Annotated in this window: 17 protein-coding genes; 16 read left to right on the top strand and 1 reads right to left on the bottom strand. The window is 50.9% G+C overall.

Annotation, left to right across the window (positions count from 1 at the left end):
* Positions 1-52 precede the first annotated feature (52 nt).
* The 4 genes from J0X21_RS10095 (at position 53) to holA (ending at position 2,692) form a co-directional block, all read left to right on the top strand.
* Positions 53-487: a nucleotidyltransferase substrate binding protein gene (locus J0X21_RS10095; protein ID WP_206812083.1), complete on the top strand. Its 435-nt coding sequence runs from the start codon at positions 53-55 to the stop codon at positions 485-487.
* A complete protein-coding gene (locus tag J0X21_RS10090) occupies positions 484-810 on the top strand; it encodes a nucleotidyltransferase family protein (RefSeq protein ID WP_206812082.1) in 327 nt (108 codons plus the stop codon). Before J0X21_RS10095 ends, J0X21_RS10090 begins: the two co-directional genes overlap by 4 nt.
* Before the next feature lie 131 nt (positions 811-941).
* Positions 942-1,373 (top strand): DUF488 domain-containing protein, encoded by a 432-nt coding sequence (locus tag J0X21_RS10085; RefSeq protein ID WP_206812081.1) that lies wholly within the window; start codon positions 942-944, stop codon positions 1,371-1,373.
* Between the two features lie 311 nt (positions 1,374-1,684).
* Positions 1,685-2,692, top strand: coding sequence for a DNA polymerase III subunit delta (gene holA / locus J0X21_RS10080; RefSeq protein ID WP_206812080.1), 1,008 nt, complete (start codon positions 1,685-1,687; stop codon positions 2,690-2,692).
* A 254-nt stretch (positions 2,693-2,946) separates the two neighbouring features.
* On the opposite strand, the gene rpsT is transcribed toward holA, so the two are convergent.
* On the bottom strand, positions 2,947-3,219 hold the full coding sequence (rpsT, locus tag J0X21_RS10075; protein WP_206812079.1) for a 30S ribosomal protein S20: 273 nt from the start codon (positions 3,217-3,219) through the stop codon (positions 2,947-2,949).
* Between the two features lie 223 nt (positions 3,220-3,442).
* On the opposite strand from rpsT, the gene J0X21_RS10070 reads away from it, so the two are divergent.
* The 12 genes from J0X21_RS10070 to mtaB all read left to right on the top strand — a co-directional run bounded on the left by J0X21_RS10070 (position 3,443) and on the right by mtaB (position 18,038).
* The gene (locus J0X21_RS10070) at positions 3,443-3,775 is read left to right on the top strand and encodes a phage holin family protein (RefSeq protein WP_206812078.1); all 333 of its coding nucleotides are present in this window, start codon (positions 3,443-3,445) and stop codon (positions 3,773-3,775) included.
* Positions 3,776-3,942: 167 nt separating this feature from the next.
* Entirely contained in the window at positions 3,943-5,028 is a 1,086-nt protein-coding gene (gene spoIIP, locus J0X21_RS10065) for a stage II sporulation protein P (protein ID WP_236006199.1), read from the top strand.
* Between the two features lie 106 nt (positions 5,029-5,134).
* Positions 5,135-6,697: a murein biosynthesis integral membrane protein MurJ gene (gene murJ / locus J0X21_RS10060; RefSeq protein ID WP_206812077.1), complete on the top strand. Its 1,563-nt coding sequence runs from the start codon at positions 5,135-5,137 to the stop codon at positions 6,695-6,697.
* A 72-nt stretch (positions 6,698-6,769) separates the two neighbouring features.
* Positions 6,770-8,575, top strand: a complete 1,806-nt coding sequence (lepA, locus tag J0X21_RS10055; protein ID WP_206812076.1) for a translation elongation factor 4 — start codon at positions 6,770-6,772, stop codon at positions 8,573-8,575.
* A gap of 9 nt (positions 8,576-8,584) precedes the next feature.
* On the top strand, positions 8,585-9,793 hold the full coding sequence (hemW, locus tag J0X21_RS10050; protein ID WP_206812075.1) for a radical SAM family heme chaperone HemW: 1,209 nt from the start codon (positions 8,585-8,587) through the stop codon (positions 9,791-9,793).
* Positions 9,794-9,879: 86 nt separating this feature from the next.
* Positions 9,880-10,917: a heat-inducible transcriptional repressor HrcA gene (gene hrcA / locus J0X21_RS10045; RefSeq protein ID WP_206812074.1), complete on the top strand. Its 1,038-nt coding sequence runs from the start codon at positions 9,880-9,882 to the stop codon at positions 10,915-10,917.
* A gap of 43 nt (positions 10,918-10,960) precedes the next feature.
* Positions 10,961-11,593: a nucleotide exchange factor GrpE gene (gene grpE / locus J0X21_RS10040; RefSeq protein WP_206812073.1), complete on the top strand. Its 633-nt coding sequence runs from the start codon at positions 10,961-10,963 to the stop codon at positions 11,591-11,593.
* 26 nt (positions 11,594-11,619) lie between these two features.
* Positions 11,620-13,458, top strand: a complete 1,839-nt coding sequence (dnaK, locus tag J0X21_RS10035) for a molecular chaperone DnaK (RefSeq protein WP_206812072.1) — start codon at positions 11,620-11,622, stop codon at positions 13,456-13,458.
* A gap of 114 nt (positions 13,459-13,572) precedes the next feature.
* Complete coding sequence (gene dnaJ / locus J0X21_RS10030; RefSeq protein ID WP_206812071.1) at positions 13,573-14,709, top strand: molecular chaperone DnaJ; 1,137 nt, start codon at positions 13,573-13,575, stop codon at positions 14,707-14,709.
* A gap of 8 nt (positions 14,710-14,717) precedes the next feature.
* Entirely contained in the window at positions 14,718-15,644 is a 927-nt protein-coding gene (gene prmA / locus J0X21_RS10025; protein ID WP_206812070.1) for a 50S ribosomal protein L11 methyltransferase, read from the top strand.
* Position 15,645: 1 nt separating this feature from the next.
* Positions 15,646-16,383 (top strand): RsmE family RNA methyltransferase, encoded by a 738-nt coding sequence (locus J0X21_RS10020; protein ID WP_206812069.1) that lies wholly within the window; start codon positions 15,646-15,648, stop codon positions 16,381-16,383.
* A gap of 296 nt (positions 16,384-16,679) precedes the next feature.
* On the top strand, positions 16,680-18,038 hold the full coding sequence (mtaB, locus tag J0X21_RS10015; protein WP_206812068.1) for a tRNA (N(6)-L-threonylcarbamoyladenosine(37)-C(2))-methylthiotransferase MtaB: 1,359 nt from the start codon (positions 16,680-16,682) through the stop codon (positions 18,036-18,038).
* Positions 18,039-18,086: the final 48 nt, after the last annotated feature.

Genomic DNA, 18,086 nt, shown 5'->3' with positions numbered 1-18,086 from the left:
GAAAAGACCTAATTGTACATCGTTAAAGATTGTGATATGGTATATATAGGAAATGGGGACTTGGAAAGGCGGTGGTGATAAAACCGTGGAACACATAGAGAATATACGATGGCATCAGAGATTGGCAAACTTTCATAAAGCCCTTAATCAATTAACAGAGTTTATAGAAAAACCGGACCTCAATAAATTTGAAAAGCAAGGGCTTATCCAATGCTTCGAGTATACATTTGAGCTGGCCTGGAAGACCATGAAAGACTATTTGGAATTTCAGGGCTTTATGGTTAAAAGCCCACGGATGGCCATCCAAACAGGCTTTCAAATGCAAATCATTCAAGATGGACATGTATGGATCGATGCATTGGAAAAGAGGAATCTCATGGCGCATACCTACGACGAAAATTTCGCGAATGAAGCAGAACGGCTTATTCGTAGTAACTATTACCCAATGCTTTGTGAGTTCAACTCTTACTTGGAGGAAGCAGGATGAGTTTTGGACTTCTCAACGAGGATTTAAGTTATATTATCAAGAGCTTGCAGCAATTTCCTGAGATTAAAAAGGCGGCTATTTTCGGTTCGCGGGCTAAAGGAACGTACAAATCAGGATCGGATGTTGATATTGCCATCTGGGGGGACTCTATCACCTTCTCAACCGTCTCGCGCCTGCATGCCATGCTGGAAGAGGAGAGCCCTATGCCTTATTTCTTTGATATCGTCGATTATTCCCACTTAAACCATGATGAGCTTAGGAAACATATCGACCGGGTGGGAGTGCCCATTTTTGTTAAGGGTGACCGAGTAACGGCTAAGTAACAATAAATGTAACAAAAAAGTTCGTTAAAAGGTGTTCCACCGCACTTTTTGGCCCAAAGCGCAATTTCTAGAGGATCATGAGCAGCACAAGACGCACAACGCAGTCGAAGCCATTTATCAATGGGGAGATATTGATTACGGAGGCATTCGAGGAGCAAGCCAAGAAACTCCGACAGTTACTCTCTGATCCCGGTTATGCAGCCTGGTATTCGGTTATTGCGGAGCTGCTAAAGCACCGGAAACGGGTCGAGCAGGAGAGTATTCGATACTTTTTCCTGAAAAGGATTTTGGGTATTGAATATTATCACGATACTCAGCTTGCCCCGAATAAAGAAATTCTGGATGGCTATAAAGACAAAGCAATTAGTTGGGAACAGTACGAAACTAATTTTTTGGCTTTACTGAAACAACGTGATCCTAAAATTTTAAATGATATTAAGTTGTTTGATGAAGCTTGTCTTTTGTGCAGCGAAGATAAACCAGACCACTGTCACAGAAGATTGGTTGCGGAATATATCCAAGAGGTAAACCCCCAGGAGAAAATTGAGATAATCCATATATAAGAGTTGGGAGAATGAGGAAGTAATCAGGTTCTAAGGCATGGACCTAAGGGCCGGTTTAGCTAGATTTGGTAGCTGAGGCTTCTCGTGGGGCAACCTTGAGCCCGGGGATCATCGCAGAAAAGTTTCGCTATTTTAAGGAAAATATGTATAGAGATCAGATTTGTGGAAAGAATAGGAGGGAACATCTCTTTTCTCCTCCTCTTTCTTTGACCTCCTCACTTAAGTGGGGGGGCTTTTTCTTTTGCACGAATTTTTGTAACTGGCTTTTTCTCTCCTTTATCGCTAAAATGTACAAAGGGAGGGGTAAAGGCATGTTGGAAATTGAGCGTGTACGTGAGGTTGTGGCGAGCGGAAAGATAGCGCCCGTCTACTTATGGCACGGGGAAGATAAGTATTTGCTGAGAGAAGCGGTACAGGTTCTAAAAAGCTACTATCTTTCCTTGGACCCATCCGGGAGTGGAATTGAGACTTTGCCCGGGAAAGATGCACCTCTTTCACAGGTGATAGAGTATGCCAATACCGTTTCCTTCTTTGCCAAACGCCTTCTCATTATTGAAGATATTCCGTATTTTCAGGATAACTCCGGGATTGATTTAGCGCCTCTTTATGAGTATCTAGAGAATCCGAATCCGGATACATGCCTGCTCTTGCTGGCGGAAAATGTACACAGGGGCCGCAAGCTCTATAAGCTCATGGAGCAGCACGGGGTTATCCTTGAATTTGCTGTGCCCAATAGCCCCCAGGATTGGATGATGTGGTTAAAAGATGCTGTGAGCATGCGAGGTAAGAAGATGAATTCCGAGAATATGCAGTTTTTGCTGGAGTGGGCAGGGCATAATTCCGGAATTCTCAGCCGGGAGCTGGATAAGGTGGCAGCTTATGCCGGTGAGCGGAAAGAGATCGGAAAAGAAGATATTCGAGCGGTTGTGAATCGCACCGTGGAAGCAACGGTGTTTGAATTAGTGGATGCGATTGCCGTCCGTTCGGTCCGGGATGCCCTCACCAAGCTGCATGAAGTACTAAAAGAAGAACACTACCTCAAGGTTCAAACGATGATTGTCCGCCAAGTCAGACTCTTGCTTGCTGCCCGGAGCTGGCGTGAACGTGGGGGCAAGCTCTCCGATTTCGGGGGTGCGGTTGGAGTAAAAAGCCCTTATGCCGCCCGTAAGATCTGGCAGCAGAGTGAAAAGCTTTCTTTCAAAGCCTTGGCTGCAGGGATGGCTAATTGTCTGGAAACGGAGATCGCACTCAAGAGCGGCGGGGGTGACCCGGTTTTTCTGCTTGAGCTGCTGATCGTAAATCTGTGCACTTCAAAATAAAATCAGATGTAACTAATCTTTTAAGACTGCCTGAGTTAAACATGTAGTTTCGGGGCATCTAAAGAAAAAGTCAAACAAGTTAAAAGGGCTGCCTCAGTTCACAGTGAACCTGAGACAACCCCTTGCTTTTATTACTATTATTCTTACGTACCGATTTTTGAGTATTCAAGTACTCAGCAGACAGAAATTCATCGATATAAATACGAGGGAATCCAGCTTCGACTCTTGACTCCTGATTCCTGATTCCTAACTAATTAGCTCACCTTAGTAAAAACTTTGGCAAACTTTTTTGTAAGACGGGACTTTTTACGGGCAGCCTTGTTCTTATGGATTAATCCTTTAGCGGAGGCTTTATCCAAAGCACGACTTGCTTTACGCAAAGCCAGAGTTGCCGCTTCCTGATCTGAAGTCAAGGATTCCTCAAAACGCCGGATGGCTGTTTTTAAGGTGGACTTAGCAGCAGCATTTTTAATCGTGCGAACTTTTGCCAGTTCTACTCTTTTAATGGCTGACTTAATATTTGGCACTGGTGGTCACCCCCTTTGGTCAAGAAATCCCGCTATTGGTACGCAACGTATATTTTATCATTCGTTTGTAAATTTAGCAAGGAAAAAGTGGAAGAATAAATTAAAGACCATGAATAATTGGAACAAATTAGCACATAAATAAAATAAGCTTAAGCTGTCCAAACTAGCAGTGTAAGTTCATGTTAATTTGGTTATTGCATCAAATGATAGGAGGGGTAGATCCATGTTAGGAGTAATTGTTAGGTTTATTGTCTCGGCCATTGTGTTGCTGCTGGTAAGTTACATTGTGCCTGGACTGCAGGTTGCCGGTTTTACAGGGGCACTCATTGCAGCCGTTGTCATTGCTGCTTTGGGCTACGTGATTGAGCTTGCCTTTGGCAAAAACAAAATGTCCCGATGGGGACGTGGAACGGTAGGCTTTTTGACAGCGGCTGTGGTTATTTACCTAAGCCAGTTTATTGTTCCCGGATCAATCAGGGTCAGTATCATCGGCGCCTTGCTGGCCTCCTTAGTGATTGGTATTATTGACAGCTTCGTGCCTACAGAGCTTCGTTAAGTTTAGGTTTGAAAACCTGCCTCAATATCCATCTAGCCCAGCGGATACCTAGGATCAGGGCGGCAGATGACATTGAGGCAGGTTTCTTCTTTTAGCTGGTGATTCATTAATAGTTCTACACCCAACTTGTCCCACATATTTCTTTAATAAGAAAGGGGGACAAGTTCTTGTTAAACGAACACTATCGGCATCGGACTTGGAAACTTTGGCCATCAGGGATCTGGCCCCGCCGGCTTGCCGGATTTCTTGTAATCATGCTTTTTGTTTTTTCCATGCTCTATGCTCTAAATCATGGGAGTTCCCGGTATTTAACTTCTTTGCTTCTGAAACAAAAGTTTCCTTTAGAAGTGATCCTTTTAGAAGGGGGAGCCGGATTTTCTCAACCGGAGCGGGAACGGTTGGAGCAGTCCCGGGCCCAGGGGGTATCTCTGGGGATGTTTCTGCTCACCGGAGTGAATATTGCGGATGCCCGCACCTTCTTTCTCAGTTATTTTTCTCCCCCGCCTCAAGGACCCGCCTGGCTAGGCTGGGCTTATCACCCGGATGATCCTGAACAGGAAGGTCCTATTATTTTAGAGCCTTTGGACGAGGAAATAAAGCCTCCTTCTATAAGCTCCCCCCAACACCAAGATCCTGACAAAGTTTTGGTCGGGATCTATCATACCCACAATTCTGAGAGCTACAGCGGGGATGGGGGGAGTGACCATGAAACGGATAGTAACGGAGAAGTAGTCCGGGTAGGAGCTGCTTTAGCCAAGGCCCTCGAGAAGAAAGGGATCGGGGCGGTTCATTCCGAACGAAGGCATGATACCCCGGATTTTATGAAAGCGTACGGTGTGTCGGTAAATACAGGCAAGGCTTTGCTGGCAGACTATCCGACCATAAAGCTGCTCCTTGATATTCACCGCGATGGGGTTCCGCCCGGAATAAGCAAATCAACAGTCACTATTGGCGGGCGTGAAGTCAGCAAGGTGCTCATCGTGATTGGGAAAAAGAACCCGCAGTGGCAGAAAAATGAAGCCCTTGCCCAAGAACTCATTGAACAAGCCAATAAAAAATACCCCGGACTGTTTGTGCCCGTGATTAGCTATGCGGCAGATGCCCGTTACAATCAGCATCTTTCTGAAGGAGGTCTTCTGCTCGAATTCGGAAGCCAACAGAATACCTTGCAAGAAGCTGAGGGGTCAGCCGAACTGGTGGCGGATGTATTAGCCGAGTGGCTGAAGTCAAAGGAACTAACCAATAAGCCTTAAGGATCAAAATGCAAGCCAAGCTTTCCCGCCCGGCCGAAACATGTTATAATGCGGACGGGCAGGGCACGGTCCATGCCATGATGATTTTCGGGGAAGGAAAAAAGGCATGTCAATTTCCCGTTCGGTCGCAAGAGCAGCCGGTTTCCTGATGATTGCAAATTTGCTGTCCAGGGTTTTGGGATTTTTACGTGAATCATTAATTGCTAATTATTTCGGCAAATCAGGGGCAACCGATGCCTATATTGCAGCGTTCAATCTGCCGGATTTGATCTATTGGCTGTTAGTGGGCGGCGTGTTAAGCGCTGCCTTTATTCCTGTGCTGTCAGAATACCTGGCCAAAGAGAAAGAAGAAGAAGCATGGAGAATTGTCAGTTCAGTGGTTAATATCTTATTTCTAAGTATCAGCGTTCTCATTATTATGGGGCTGATTTTCACCCCGGCTTTTGTTAAGATTCAAGTTCCGGGATTTAACCGTGAAAACCTGGCTCTGGCTACCGGCTTAACCCGGATTCTCCTGATTCAGCCTCTGCTTTTAGCCATGAGTGGGCTGACGATGGGAGTTTTGAATTCATATAAGATTTTTTGGCCATCAGCTTTGGGAACTGTTCTCTATAATGTCAGTATTATTGTATTTGGCATCATCTTTTCCGACCCCAGCCGGCCTGGTAGTATTTCCGGATTTGCCTTTGGGGTGGTTGTCGGAGCGGCCGTAAACTTTGCCGTTCAAATTCCGGCCTTAAGGAAAATCGGCATTAAATATTATCCGCTCATTGATTGGCAGCATCCGGGGGTGCGCAAGATTGCTGCCTTAGCTTTGCCCATTGTCATCAGTTACACCATCAACCAGCTTCAGGTGATTGTAAGCTCCAATCTGGCCTCTTCCCTTTCTCAAGGGAGCATCACGGCGATTCAGTGGTCATACCGCTTGTACCTCCTGCCGGTCGGGATTTTCGCTTTGGCTGTGGCGGTAGCCTCTTTTCCGACGTTGTCAGAAGAAGCAGCATTAAAGAATTGGCAGAGGTTTAAAGAAATTAATTCGAGTGCGGTGCGCATGATTATCTTATTGACCGTGCCGGTTTCCGTGGGCATGATTGTACTGCGCTACCCGCTCCTGCAGGTATTATTCGAACACGGGGCATTTACGGCAGCTGACACTGCTGCGACAGCTGTCCCTTTGCTTTTCTTTGCACTTGGGATTTTTGCCCAGGCTGTCATCCAGGTCCTGCCCCGAGCTTTTTATGCCCTGCAGGATACCTGGACTCCGGTATTGGTAGGGATATTGTCCATGGCCGTCAATATCGGCGCCATGTTTCTTTTATTAAAGCCGCTGGTCCAGGGCGGGGTTGCCTTGGCCACCTCGATTTCCGCTTTTCTGAATATGTTTATTCTCTTTTATCTGTTGCGCAAGCGCTTGGGCGGGATCGACGGCAGGCGGATTCTCTCTGCTTGGATCCGGACTGCCGTGGCATCGATAGTAATGGGAATCGTGATTACGGGTTGGAGTGCCTTTTTGACCGGGTTGATAGGGGTAAGCAAGCTGTCGGCACTGGTAGTGCTTTTATCGGGGACGGGACTAGGCGTTTTGGTCTTCGCTGGGGCCGCCCGGTTGCTCGGGCTGGAAGAAATGAGCCAGGCGGCAGGACTTGTACGCAAAAGGTTTGGGCGCTAGGCTTTTGCGGTTGCTCATTGGGCCTTCAATTGGTATAATAAAAATTCAACGAAGTAATTGAGGGGGAACATCGTGGCACAGGCCTCAAAACGCATTCGCAACTTTTCAATTATCGCCCATATTGACCATGGGAAATCTACTTTGGCTGACCGCCTGATTGAATATACGGGGGCTCTTTCTGCCCGCGAAATGGAAGCACAAGTGCTGGATTCCATGGATTTGGAGCGGGAACGGGGAATAACCATCAAGCTCCAGGCGGTGCGCCTGAGCTACCGGGCTCAGGACGGAGAGGTGTATGAGCTGAACTTAATCGATACGCCGGGGCACGTAGATTTTACGTATGAGGTTTCACGCAGCTTGGCTGCCTGTGAAGGCGCGCTCCTGGTAGTGGATGCGGCACAGGGCATCGAAGCCCAGACCTTGGCTAATGTCTACCTGGCTTTGGAAAATAACTTAGAGATTGTGCCGGTTATCAATAAGATTGATCTCCCGAGCGCGGAACCGGAACGGGTGAAACAAGAAATCGAAGATGTGATCGGGCTTGATGCCAGTGAGGCCATTTTAGCGTCAGCCAAAACCGGGATCGGGGTGGCGGAAATTCTGGAGGCCATCGTGACCAAAATGCCGCCTCCGAGCGGGGATGACAGTTCTCCTTTGAAGGCGCTTATTTTCGATTCCCATTTTGATGCGTACAAAGGGGCCATTTCCTATGTGCGGGTGATGGAGGGTCGCGTCGCCAAGGGCACTCAAATTAAAATGATGTCCACCAACAAAGTGTTTGAAGTGACCGAAGTGGGGGTCTTTGCTCCCGCGATGCGGATAGTGGATGAACTAAAAGCCGGACAGGTTGGTTTCATCGCCGCCAGCATTAAAAATGTCAAAGACACTCAGGTCGGAGATACGATTACGGATGCGGAACGTCCGGCGCTCTTTCCCCTGCCGGGTTACCGTAAAGCCACGCCCATGGTGTTCTGCGGCCTCTACCCGGTTGACTCCGGTGATTATGACCGCCTGCGCGACGCCTTGGAGAAGCTGCATTTAAATGACGCCAGTTTAGTGTTTGAACCGGAGACCTCTGCAGCGCTCGGTTTTGGCTACCGCTGCGGGTTCCTCGGGCTTTTGCACATGGAGATTATTCAGGAGCGGCTGGAGCGTGAGTATGACCTGAACCTGATTACCACGGCCCCGAGTGTTATTTACCAGGTGCAGAAGACCGACGGGGAAATGCTCAAAGTGGATAATCCGGCAAATTTACCCCCTGCTGCTGAGATTGAGAGCATTGCCGAGCCGGTTGTGAAAGCCACGATCATGACTCCGTCCGAATTTGTGGGCGCGATCATGGAATTAAACCAGGAAAAGCGCGGCAGCTATGTCAATATGGAATATTTGTCCGTGAACCGGGTGAGCCTGATTTATGAATTGCCTCTAAGTGAAATCGTGTACGATTATTTTGACCAGTTAAAATCCCGAACCAAGGGCTATGCTTCCTTGGATTATGAGCTGGCGGGGTATAAGGAAGCTGACCTGGTGAAACTGGATATTTTAGTGGGCGGAGACATTGTGGACGCTTTGTCCTTTATTGTGCACAAAGATAAGGCCTATGTGCGCGGCCGTAAAATGGCGGAGAAACTGCGGGAGATTATTCCGCGCCAAATGTTCGAAGTGCCGATTCAAGCGGTGATTGGGTCAAGGGTTATTGCCCGTGAAACCATTAGGGCTATGCGTAAAGATGTGCTGGCTAAGTGCTATGGGGGCGATATCTCCCGCAAGCGCAAGCTTTTGGAGAAACAAAAAGAAGGCAAGAAACGGATGAAACAGGTCGGCAATGTCGAGATTCCGCAAGATGCCTTTATGGCCGTGCTTGAACTTGAAGAGTAAGGTGAGACCATGAACGCTTCGGCTGACAAGATTGAGCGGCGACCGGCCCTTTATGTCCATGTGCCATTCTGTATCAAAAAGTGTGACTACTGTGCCTTTTACTCCCTTCCTGCGGGTAATCAGAACCGTAGTTTGGTGAAAATTTACCTTGAAGGCTTGGCGGCAGAGATGCACCGGCGGCAAAAGGATGCCCCTTCAGGGGTATCTTCTCTTTTTATTGGCGGGGGGACGCCAACCGCTCTTACGGAAGCGGGATTGGAAGAATTACTGAAAGGCATCCACAACTATTTCAGATTTGAAGCAGGAATTCCTGAGAAAACGGTCGAGGGAAACCCCGGAACCTTGACTCCGGAAAAGCTCTCGCTTTTGCATGCTTACGGGATCAACCGTTTTTCTCTGGGGGTGCAGTCTTTTGATGATGGGCTTTTGCGCCGGGTGGGAAGAATCCACAGCGCAGACGATGCGCGCCGCGGTATTCAAGCACTGAGAAACTCTGGTTTTCGAAATCTTAACTTGGATTTGATGTTCGGTCTTCCCGGACAAGATCTGGCTGCTTGGCGAAAAACGGTGGAAGAAGCGTTAGCCTGGCAGCCGGAACACTTGTCTCTCTATGGGTTGATGCTTGAAGAAGGGACGCCGCTTTATCGGGCTGAAAATGATATAACGCTTGGGAGGCTTCCTGATGACGATCTCCAGGCCGATATGTATGAATGGGCGGTGGTGCGGCTGGAACAGGCGGGATATAAACGGTATGAGACCTCGAACTTCGCCAGACCCGGCTATGAATGCCGGCATAATCTGGCTTACTGGCACGGAGAGGAATATCTGGGCTTAGGGCCGGGTGCTGTGTCTTTTCAAGGCCGGGCGCGCATAAAAAACATCGAAGATCTTCGTAAATACCGGGAGATGGCAAACACAGGTGCGCAAGCAGTGGCGGAACGAGAAGAGCTTTCAAAGCAAGATCTAATGTTTGAGCGGGTAATGTTGGGCTTGCGTTTGGCAGAGGGTTTGGAACTGAAAGCGTTTACCCGGGATTTTGGGGTCAAGGTTGAAGATATTTATGCCCGGGTGTTAGAAAAATATGAAAAGCAGGGAATACTGAAGAGAGAAAAAGGATATTTAAAGCTCAATCCGGATTATTGTTTCATCGCCAATAGCATTTTGCATGAATTTTCTCCCTTGACAAAAGGGAAAGGCCGTGGTAATGTGATGGCATAAATGTTAGCACTCATCAAACGAGAGTGCTAACAAATTTCCGGCTGTTGCTTGCCCAAAGTGGTTTTTTTAAGAAAGGTTGGGGCAAAATGCAAATGGATGAACGTAAACAAAAAATTCTGCGTGCCATTGTTCAGGATTATATCGCGACTGCGGAACCGGTGGGTTCCCGTACGATTGCCCGTAAGTTTAACCTCGGGGTTTCCCCGGCAACGATTCGTAATGAGATGGCTGATCTGGAAGAGTTGGGGTTTATCGAACAGCCTCATACCTCAGCCGGACGAATTCCCTCGGATGCCGGTTACCGTTATTATGTCGACTGTCTCATGGATACTCCCAAGCTGAGCACGGAAGACAAAAATCTCATTGAAATTGAGACTGCCAAGCGCATCAGTGAGATCGAGGAAGTCATTTCCCATACGGCCAAGCTCCTATCTCAGCTCACAAGCTTGACTAGTATTGTGATGGGACCACAGAAGGGCAGGAGCCCTTTCGGGCAGATGTACTTTCTGCCGTATCAGCCTGGCCAGGCTATTATGGTGGTTGTAAAAGAGAATGGAGCGGTGGAGAATCATATTGTAGATATTGGGAATCATGTAACGGCCGAAGAGCTGCAACAAGTCGCCACAGTATTCAATAATAAGCTTAAGGGGTACTCGCTGGCGCAGGTGAAAAAGACCCTGCTGCACGAGATTTACAGTGAATTGACGAAACAGCGCCATCTTCTGGATAATGCCCTTTCTATGTTAGGGGCGGTGCTGGACGATGACAGGAATGAAGAAAAAGTTTACCTGGGCGGCACCCTCAACATGCTGAACCAGCCGGAATTCCGGGACTTCGACAAGGTGAAAAACTTATTTAGGGCCTTTGAGGAAGACGGGCGTTTGAAAAAGTTGCTCTATCCGACCCAAGAAGGAGTAAGTGTCACCATCGGGGGAGAAAATAAACTGGAAGAGTTTCAAGACTGCAGTGTTATTTCGGCAACTTACCGCTTAAATGGAGAGGTCATCGGTTCGATCGGAGTGCTGGGGCCGACGCGCATGGATTATGCCAAATCCATGGGGATTGTGGATTTCATGACGCGAAGCCTCACCGACCTCCTAACCAAGGGCCGAAAGCGAACGTGACCGGGAAGCTTAGTTTTCTTAAAGAAACGGAGTTGTTAAATGAATGAGGTTTAGGAACGGGGAAACAGAGGAGTCTAACCCGAGAGTTCAGCCGGAAAGTACGGAAGCTGAGAATTCGGAGAAAAATGTACAGGCTGAGACGGCGGGGGAAGAAATCGCAGAGGATCTCAGACAAGAACAAGGTGGTCAAGAGGGAGAGCAAGCACTTGAAAGAACGTTGACGCTTGAAGCCGAGCTGAAAGAAGCCAAAGCTCAGGCGGAAGATTATTATAACCGGCTGCAGCGCTTGCAGGCAGAGTTTGACAACTTCCGCAAGCGAACCCTTAAGGAAAAGGAAGAACTCGTCAAGTACGCTTCGGAGCGGGTAGTGGCTGAGCTGCTGCCGGTTATCGACAACTTCGAGCGCGCACTTGAGGCAGCGAAAAACAGCCAGGATATCTCTCCTCTGGCTCAGGGTGTAGAGATGATTTTCCGCCAGCTGAACAATGTCTTAGGCAAGGAAGGACTCGCCCCCATTGAAGCCGTGGGTCAGGCCTTTGACCCGAACCTTCATGAAGCCATTATGCAAGTGGAGTCTGAGGAACATCCGGCCAATACGGTCGTTGAAGAAGTTCAAAAAGGATATTATCTGAAAGATAAAGTTTTGCGCCCGAGCATGGTCAAAGTCTCCGGCTAGGGTACAGGTTAAGGAGGAAGAAAACAATGGGTAAAGTGATAGGAATTGATTTAGGGACCACCAACTCGTGCGTGGCTGTGATGGAGGGCGGGGAAGCCGTCGTGATCCCGAACGCGGAGGGCAGCCGCATTACCCCTTCCGTCGTCGGCTTTTCTAAAACCGGTGAACGCCTTGTCGGCCAAGTCGCCAAAAGACAGGCCGTGTCCAATCCGGATAAAACCGTTATTTCTATTAAGAGGCATATGGGTTCCGACCATAAAGTAAATATTGACGGCAAGAATTATAGCCCGCAGGAAATCTCGGCTATGATTCTGCAAAAGTTGAAAACCGATGCCGAAGCGTATTTGGGCCAGACGGTAAGCCAGGCGGTGATCACCGTTCCCGCGTATTTTACAGACGCGCAGCGCCAGGCAACCAAGGATGCCGGCACCATTGCCGGCCTGGAGGTTCTGCGGATCATCAACGAGCCGACGGCTGCCGCTTTGGCCTACGGCCTGGATAAACAGCAGGATCAGACCGTGCTGGTCTTCGACTTAGGGGGCGGAACCTTTGACGTCTCCATTCTGGAACTGAGCCAGGGCATGGTCGAGGTCAAAGCCACCAGCGGCAACAACCATTTGGGCGGAGACGACTTTGACCAGCGCCTGATCGATTATATGGTGGCGGAATTTAAAAAATCCCAGGGAGTGGATTTGTCTAAGGACCGGGTGGCCCTCCAGCGCCTGAAGGAGGCCGCGGAAAAGGCGAAAATCGAGCTTTCCGGGGTCACCACCACCAATGTAAACCTTCCGTTTATTACCATGACCGCCGAAGGGCCGGCCCACTTGGATATGAACATTACCCGCGCCAAATTTGAAGAACTGGTGGCGGATTTGGTGGAAGCGACCATGGGCCCCACCCGCCAGGCGATGGAAGACGCGAAACTGAGCTGGAATCAGCTGCATCAGGTAATTTTGGTCGGCGGTTCCACCCGGATTCCGGCGGTGCAGGAAGCGATCAAGCGTGTCAGCGGCAAAGAGCCGCACAAAGGAGTTAACCCGGACGAGGTTGTGGCCCTGGGAGCGGCGATCCAAGGCGGAGTGCTAACCGGGGAAATGAAAGACATCATCCTGGTGGACGTCACGCCGCTGTCCCTGGGAATTGAGACCTTGGGCGGCGTGTTCACCCGCATCATTGACCGCAATACCACCATTCCGACGACCAAGAGCCAGATTTTCTCCACGGCGGCCGACAACCAAACATCGGTGGACATCCATGTCCTCCAAGGGGAACGGGAAATGGCAGCCTATAACAAGACCTTAGGCCGCTTCCAACTGACCGGAATTCCGCCGGCGCCCCGGGGAATCCCGCAGATTGAAGTCAAGTTTGACATTGACGTCAACGGGATAGTGCACGTCTCGGCCAAGGATATGGCCACGGGCAATGAGCAGAAGGTAACCATCACTTCTTCTACCGGGCTTTCCAAAGACGAAATTGAGAAGATGCGCCAGGATGCCGAGGCTCATGCCGAGGAAGACCGCAAGCGCAAAGAATTGATTGATGCCAAGAACCAGGCAGATTCACTGGCCTATCAGACGGAGAAGACCTTAAAAGACTTTGAAGGCAAAGGAGATGCCGCTGAAGTCGAGAGCATTAAGAAAGCAGTCGAAGAGCTTAAAGCAGCGGCTGCCGGGGAAGACGTGGCGGCCATTAACGCCAAATCGGAAGCTTTGAACAAGGTTCTGCATCCGTTCATTGAGAAGATGTACCAGCAGCACGGCGCCCCGGGACAACCCCCCAACCCCGGTGAACCCGCTTCCGCAAGCGGCAAAGCAGACGACAATGTGGTCGATGCTGAATATACTGAAGTAGATAAAGATAAATAAAACGGGCAGGGTGCAGAGGAAGATCCTTTGTGCCCCCTCTTTTTGGGGTAAACCCAGTTTTCTTTATGCTAGACAAGATGTTTTTTCTTTGAGGGCCGGTGATGGAGGATGAGTATGAAACGGGATTATTATGAAGTTCTAGGGGTAAGCAAGGGTGCCAGCGAACAAGAGATCAAGCAAGCCTACCGCAAGCTGGCGCGCCAGTACCATCCGGATGTCAACCCGGGCAATAAAGAGGCTGAAGAAAAATTCAAAGAGATTTCCGAGGCGTATGATGTTTTAAGTGACGCAGAAAAGAAAGCGCGTTACGACCAATTCGGGCATGCCGGCACGGACCCCAACCAAGCCGGAGGTTTTGGCGGCTTCGGCGGCGGGGGCTTCGGGGATTTCGGTTTCGGAGATATTTTTGACGCTTTCTTCGGCGGGGGCGGCGGCGGACGCCGCAACGGCCCGCAGCGGGGAGCGGATTTGCGCTATGATATGAGTGTCACCTTTGAAGAAGCGGTATTCGGGGTGGAAAAAGAGGTTCAAATCCCGCGGGCGGAAACCTGCCCTGATTGTCAGGGCTCAGGCGCCGCCCCCGGAACGCACCCGAGCACGTGCAGCCAGTGCGGCGGCAGCGGGCAGGTAAGAGTAACCCAGCGCACCCCGTTTGGGCAGATCCAGACTGCACGCACCTGTCCTACCTGTCATGGGGAAGGGAAAACAATTGCCAGTCCTTGCCGCACCTGCAACGGGCAGGGAAACGTGCGCAAGGTTAAGAATATCAAGATCAATGTGCCCGCAGGCTCCGAAGACGGGCTGAACCTGCGCCTGAGCGGGGACGGAGAGGCCGGGCACCGCGGAGGACCGCCCGGAGACCTGTATATTGTGCTCCATGTCAAGCCGCATAAGTTCTTTGAGCGGGACGGCAATGATGTGTATTGCGAAATCCCGATTACCTTTGTGCAGGCCGCCCTGGGAGCGGAAGTGGAAGTGCCCACGCTTGACGGCAATGTCAAAATGAAGGTTCCGGAAGGCACCCAGACTTCTACCATCTTCCGGCTCAAAGGACATGGGATTCCATACCGCCGCGGCAGCGGGCGCGGCGACCAGCATGTGCGAGTGATTGTCAGCACACCGACCAAACTCACGGATAAGCAAAAACAGCTGCTGAAAGAATTTGGTGAGGTGACGAGCGAAACCCAGCAAATGGGCAAGAAATCCTTGTTCGATAAGTTTAAAGAAAACCTACGCGATGCGATGGGGTGAAAGCGGGTATGAACTGGCATGAAGTGGCGGTAACAGTTTCAGCCGAAGGGGAGGAAGCTGTTGCCGATCTTTTTTATGAATTAGGCTGCCCCGGAGTGAGTGTGGAAGATCCGGAGCTTTTGCAAAATTATATCGAGTCAGGTCTTTGGGATTACCATACCTTTGGGGAAGTGGCTTTAACCGGGACGTCAGTGGTCAAGGGGTACCTGCCGGAAAACGAAGATTTGGCGGACAAGCTCAAGCGGCTGGACCAAGACTTGCGGCATTTGCTGGAAGACTTTCCGCACTGGGTGGTTCAGGTTAAAGGAATGACCTTACGGGAAGAAGACTGGGCCACGGCCTGGAAGGCTTATTATAAGCCGGCCCGGATAGGGAAACACTTCGTTATAAAACCGACCTGGGAGGAAGCTCCGGCAGAGGCCGGGGATATCGTGCTCGAACTGGATCCCGGAATGGCCTTTGGCACCGGTACGCACCCGACGACTACGCTCTGCCTGGAGATGCTGGAAAAAATCGTGCGTCCGGGCCAGCGCGTCTTTGACTTGGGCACAGGTTCCGGAATTCTGGCGATTGCCGCGGCCAAGCTGGGTGCACGGGTTGAGGCGGTCGATCTCGATAAAGTCGCGGTCGAAGTGGCGCGGGAAAATGTGGCCTTAAACGGGGTCGGCGAGTCGGTGAAAGTGGAATGGGGCGATCTGGGCCAGGTACTTGACGGGCAGGCTGATCTGGTGGTGGCCAATATTATTGCGGATGTGATTATCAGGCTTTTGCCTGAGCTTCGGCAACTCCTGGCTCCGGCCGGAGAGTTCCTGGCGTCTGGGATAATTGACACGCGCGCGGATGAGGTGGAAGCAGAGCTCAAGGCCGCCGGACTAGAGATCGTGGAGCGGGCGGAAGATTCGGGCTGGATACTTTACCGGGCGAGGTGGGCATAGGATGCACCGTTTCAAAATCAGGGAGCGCGGCCGCCATCTGTTCTGGCTCCAGGGCGAGGAAAGAGAGCACTTGGTCCGGGTGCTGCGCCTCGGCCCCGGGGATCAGGTAATCGGCTTTGACAACAGCGGCGGGGAATGGCTGGGCCAGGTGGAGCGGATTTACCCCGAAAGCGTGAGTGTCCGGATACTGGGAGAACACTACCCGGAGGTTGAAGCCAAGACCGCGGTGTACTTGGTAACCGGCCTGGCCAAAGGGGACAAGCTGGAATGGGTGGTGCAGAAAGGGACGGAATTAGGGATGGCCGGCCTGATACCCCTGCGCGCCAAACGCTCCGTGATGCGCCTGGAAGGGGAGAAAGCCCGGGAGCGGGTCAAGCGCTGGGAGAAGATCGCGGCTGAAGCGGCCAAACAGTCCCGGCGTGTGCGTGAACCGGTCATTTACCCGGTGAGTAACTGGGCAGAGCTAAAGGCAGTGTTGCCGGAAAGAACCCAGTGGCTGATTCCGTACGAGGCTGAACAAGCGCGCCATTTGACCCAGGTCATGACAGAATTGGACCGGAATCTGCCGCTCGCACTATTGATTGGGCCGGAGGGGGGCTTTGAGCCGGAGGAAGTCACCTGGGCTTCGGAGTATCTTGCGGCCCGGGCTGTAACCTTAGGCCCGCGCATCCTGCGCGCGGAGACAGCAGCTTTGGCCGCCTTGACTATTGCCCTGGTGCAGTGGGAAGACTTGGGGTAGAAGTAATCAGGAGTCAGGAGACAGGAGACAGGAGTCAGGAACGACAGTCTTCGGTGTCGAAATTCTTCGGTGACGATGATCTCCGGGGGATATCATCGCCGAGGGCGATTCCACAGATGCTACTTGCCGTTCGAGGATGACTGACGCTGTTCGGCCAACCTACAGAGCAATTCTTTCGGCCAGATGGAGCTGTATGAAAGAACCCGGAGTACTATAATTCTGACTCCTGACTTCTGAATTCTGAGTACCTTAACACCAGAGAAAACAGTTTGTTTGAATGCGAGGGTTGAATCAACTTGGAAGATAACGAAGGAGCACGGGCTCGCCCTTCCGTGTCTTTTGTGACGCTGGGCTGCAAAGTGAATCAGGTTGAAAGCGAGGCCTTGGCCCAGTTGTTTCGCACAGCCGGGTATGAGGTGGTGGAGAGTGCGGGGCGGGCGGATGTGGTGGTAGTTAATACCTGCACCGTGACCAACACCGGGGGCAGCAAGTCCCGCCAAGTGATTCGCCGTATGATTAAGGCTCATCCGGACAGCTTCGTCGTGGTGATGGGCTGCTATGCCCAGACTGCCCCCGGGGAGGTTCTGAAGATTGAGGGTGTGGATCTGGTGATCGGCACCCAGGACCGGAACCGGATTCTCGATTTGATAGAAGAGGTGCGCCAAGAGCGTGAAGACCCGGCATCAAACCGGCCACGCCGGCCTTACAGCGCAGTACGCGATATCTGGCAGGTCAAGGAGTTTGAAGAGCTGCCGATGCTGGAAGGAGAAAGCCGCACCCGGGCCATGCTTAAGATTCAGGAAGGGTGCAATCAATTCTGTACCTACTGCATTATACCCTATGCCCGCGGGCCTGTGCGCAGCCGTCTCCCCCAAAATGCCCTGGCGGAGGCTGAGAAGCTGGTTCAAGCCGGGTATAAGGAGATTGTGCTCACTGGAATCCACACCGGTGCCTATGGCCAGGATTTGGACGGGAACTGGAATTTAGCGCGCCTGGTGCGGGAACTGGTGCAGATTAAAGGCTTAAAAAGGCTGCGCCTGAGTTCAATCGAGCCGATGGAATTTACCCCGGCCTTGCTGGAAAGCATATTTTCTTCTCCGGTGGTGTGCCCGCACTTGCATATCCCCTTACAGAGCGGCAGTGATGCCGTACTTGCCCGTATGCAGCGCCCGTATACCCTGGGCGAATACAAGGAGTTGCTGGATAAGCTGTTTCAGCATATTCCCGATGTGGCAGTAACTACGGATGTCATTGTCGGTTTTCCGGGAGAGAGTGAGCGGGATCACCGGGAGGCCCTAGCTTTTGTCGAGAGTTGCGGTTTTGCCAATATCCACGTTTTTCCTTATTCCCGGAGAGAAGGGACTCCGGCGGCAGGCTATCCCGACCAAATTCCGAACCGCGTGAAGGAAGAACGGGTGAAAGCAATGCTCACTGTCGCTAAGGCAAGCCATGAGACCTATGTCAAGCGCTTTCTCGGTCGCGAAGCCGAGGTTTTGATCGAACGCGTGGATGAACAAGGCATTGCCTCCGGCCATACCGGCAACTATCTGGACGTGTATTTGCCGCCACGCGCCAACGGGCAGTCCTGGCGCAGCGGGGAACTCGTGCAGATTATTTTGGACAGGGATCATCTCAAGGAGGAAATTAACTCTTAAAGACGAATAACCAAGCGCGGGCACCAAGCAAAGGTGTCTGTAATATAC

This window comes from Paradesulfitobacterium ferrireducens (assembly GCF_017310645.1).
In the GTDB taxonomy this organism is placed as follows: domain Bacteria; phylum Bacillota; class Desulfitobacteriia; order Desulfitobacteriales; family Desulfitobacteriaceae; genus Paradesulfitobacterium; species Paradesulfitobacterium ferrireducens.
This window is presented reverse-complemented; position numbering and strand designations above follow the sequence as displayed.

What these genes read in the sequence shown, in the direction of transcription:
- J0X21_RS10095 (WP_206812083.1), top strand. Translation starts at nt 53, where the DNA reads ATGGGGACTTGGAAAGGCGGTGGTGATAAAACCGTGGAACACATAGAG.
- J0X21_RS10090 (WP_206812082.1), top strand. Translation starts at nt 484, where the DNA reads ATGAGTTTTGGACTTCTCAACGAGGATTTAAGTTATATTATCAAGAGC.
- holA (WP_206812080.1), top strand. Translation starts at nt 1,685, where the DNA reads ATGTTGGAAATTGAGCGTGTACGTGAGGTTGTGGCGAGCGGAAAGATA.
- J0X21_RS10070 (WP_206812078.1), top strand. Translation starts at nt 3,443, where the DNA reads ATGTTAGGAGTAATTGTTAGGTTTATTGTCTCGGCCATTGTGTTGCTG.
- murJ (WP_206812077.1), top strand. Translation starts at nt 5,135, where the DNA reads ATGTCAATTTCCCGTTCGGTCGCAAGAGCAGCCGGTTTCCTGATGATT.
- hemW (WP_206812075.1), top strand. Translation starts at nt 8,585, where the DNA reads ATGAACGCTTCGGCTGACAAGATTGAGCGGCGACCGGCCCTTTATGTC.
- hrcA (WP_206812074.1), top strand. Translation starts at nt 9,880, where the DNA reads ATGCAAATGGATGAACGTAAACAAAAAATTCTGCGTGCCATTGTTCAG.
- grpE (WP_206812073.1), top strand. Translation starts at nt 10,961, where the DNA reads ATGAGGTTTAGGAACGGGGAAACAGAGGAGTCTAACCCGAGAGTTCAG.
- dnaK (WP_206812072.1), top strand. Translation starts at nt 11,620, where the DNA reads ATGGGTAAAGTGATAGGAATTGATTTAGGGACCACCAACTCGTGCGTG.
- dnaJ (WP_206812071.1), top strand. Translation starts at nt 13,573, where the DNA reads ATGAAACGGGATTATTATGAAGTTCTAGGGGTAAGCAAGGGTGCCAGC.
- prmA (WP_206812070.1), top strand. Translation starts at nt 14,718, where the DNA reads ATGAACTGGCATGAAGTGGCGGTAACAGTTTCAGCCGAAGGGGAGGAA.
- J0X21_RS10020 (WP_206812069.1), top strand. Translation starts at nt 15,646, where the DNA reads ATGCACCGTTTCAAAATCAGGGAGCGCGGCCGCCATCTGTTCTGGCTC.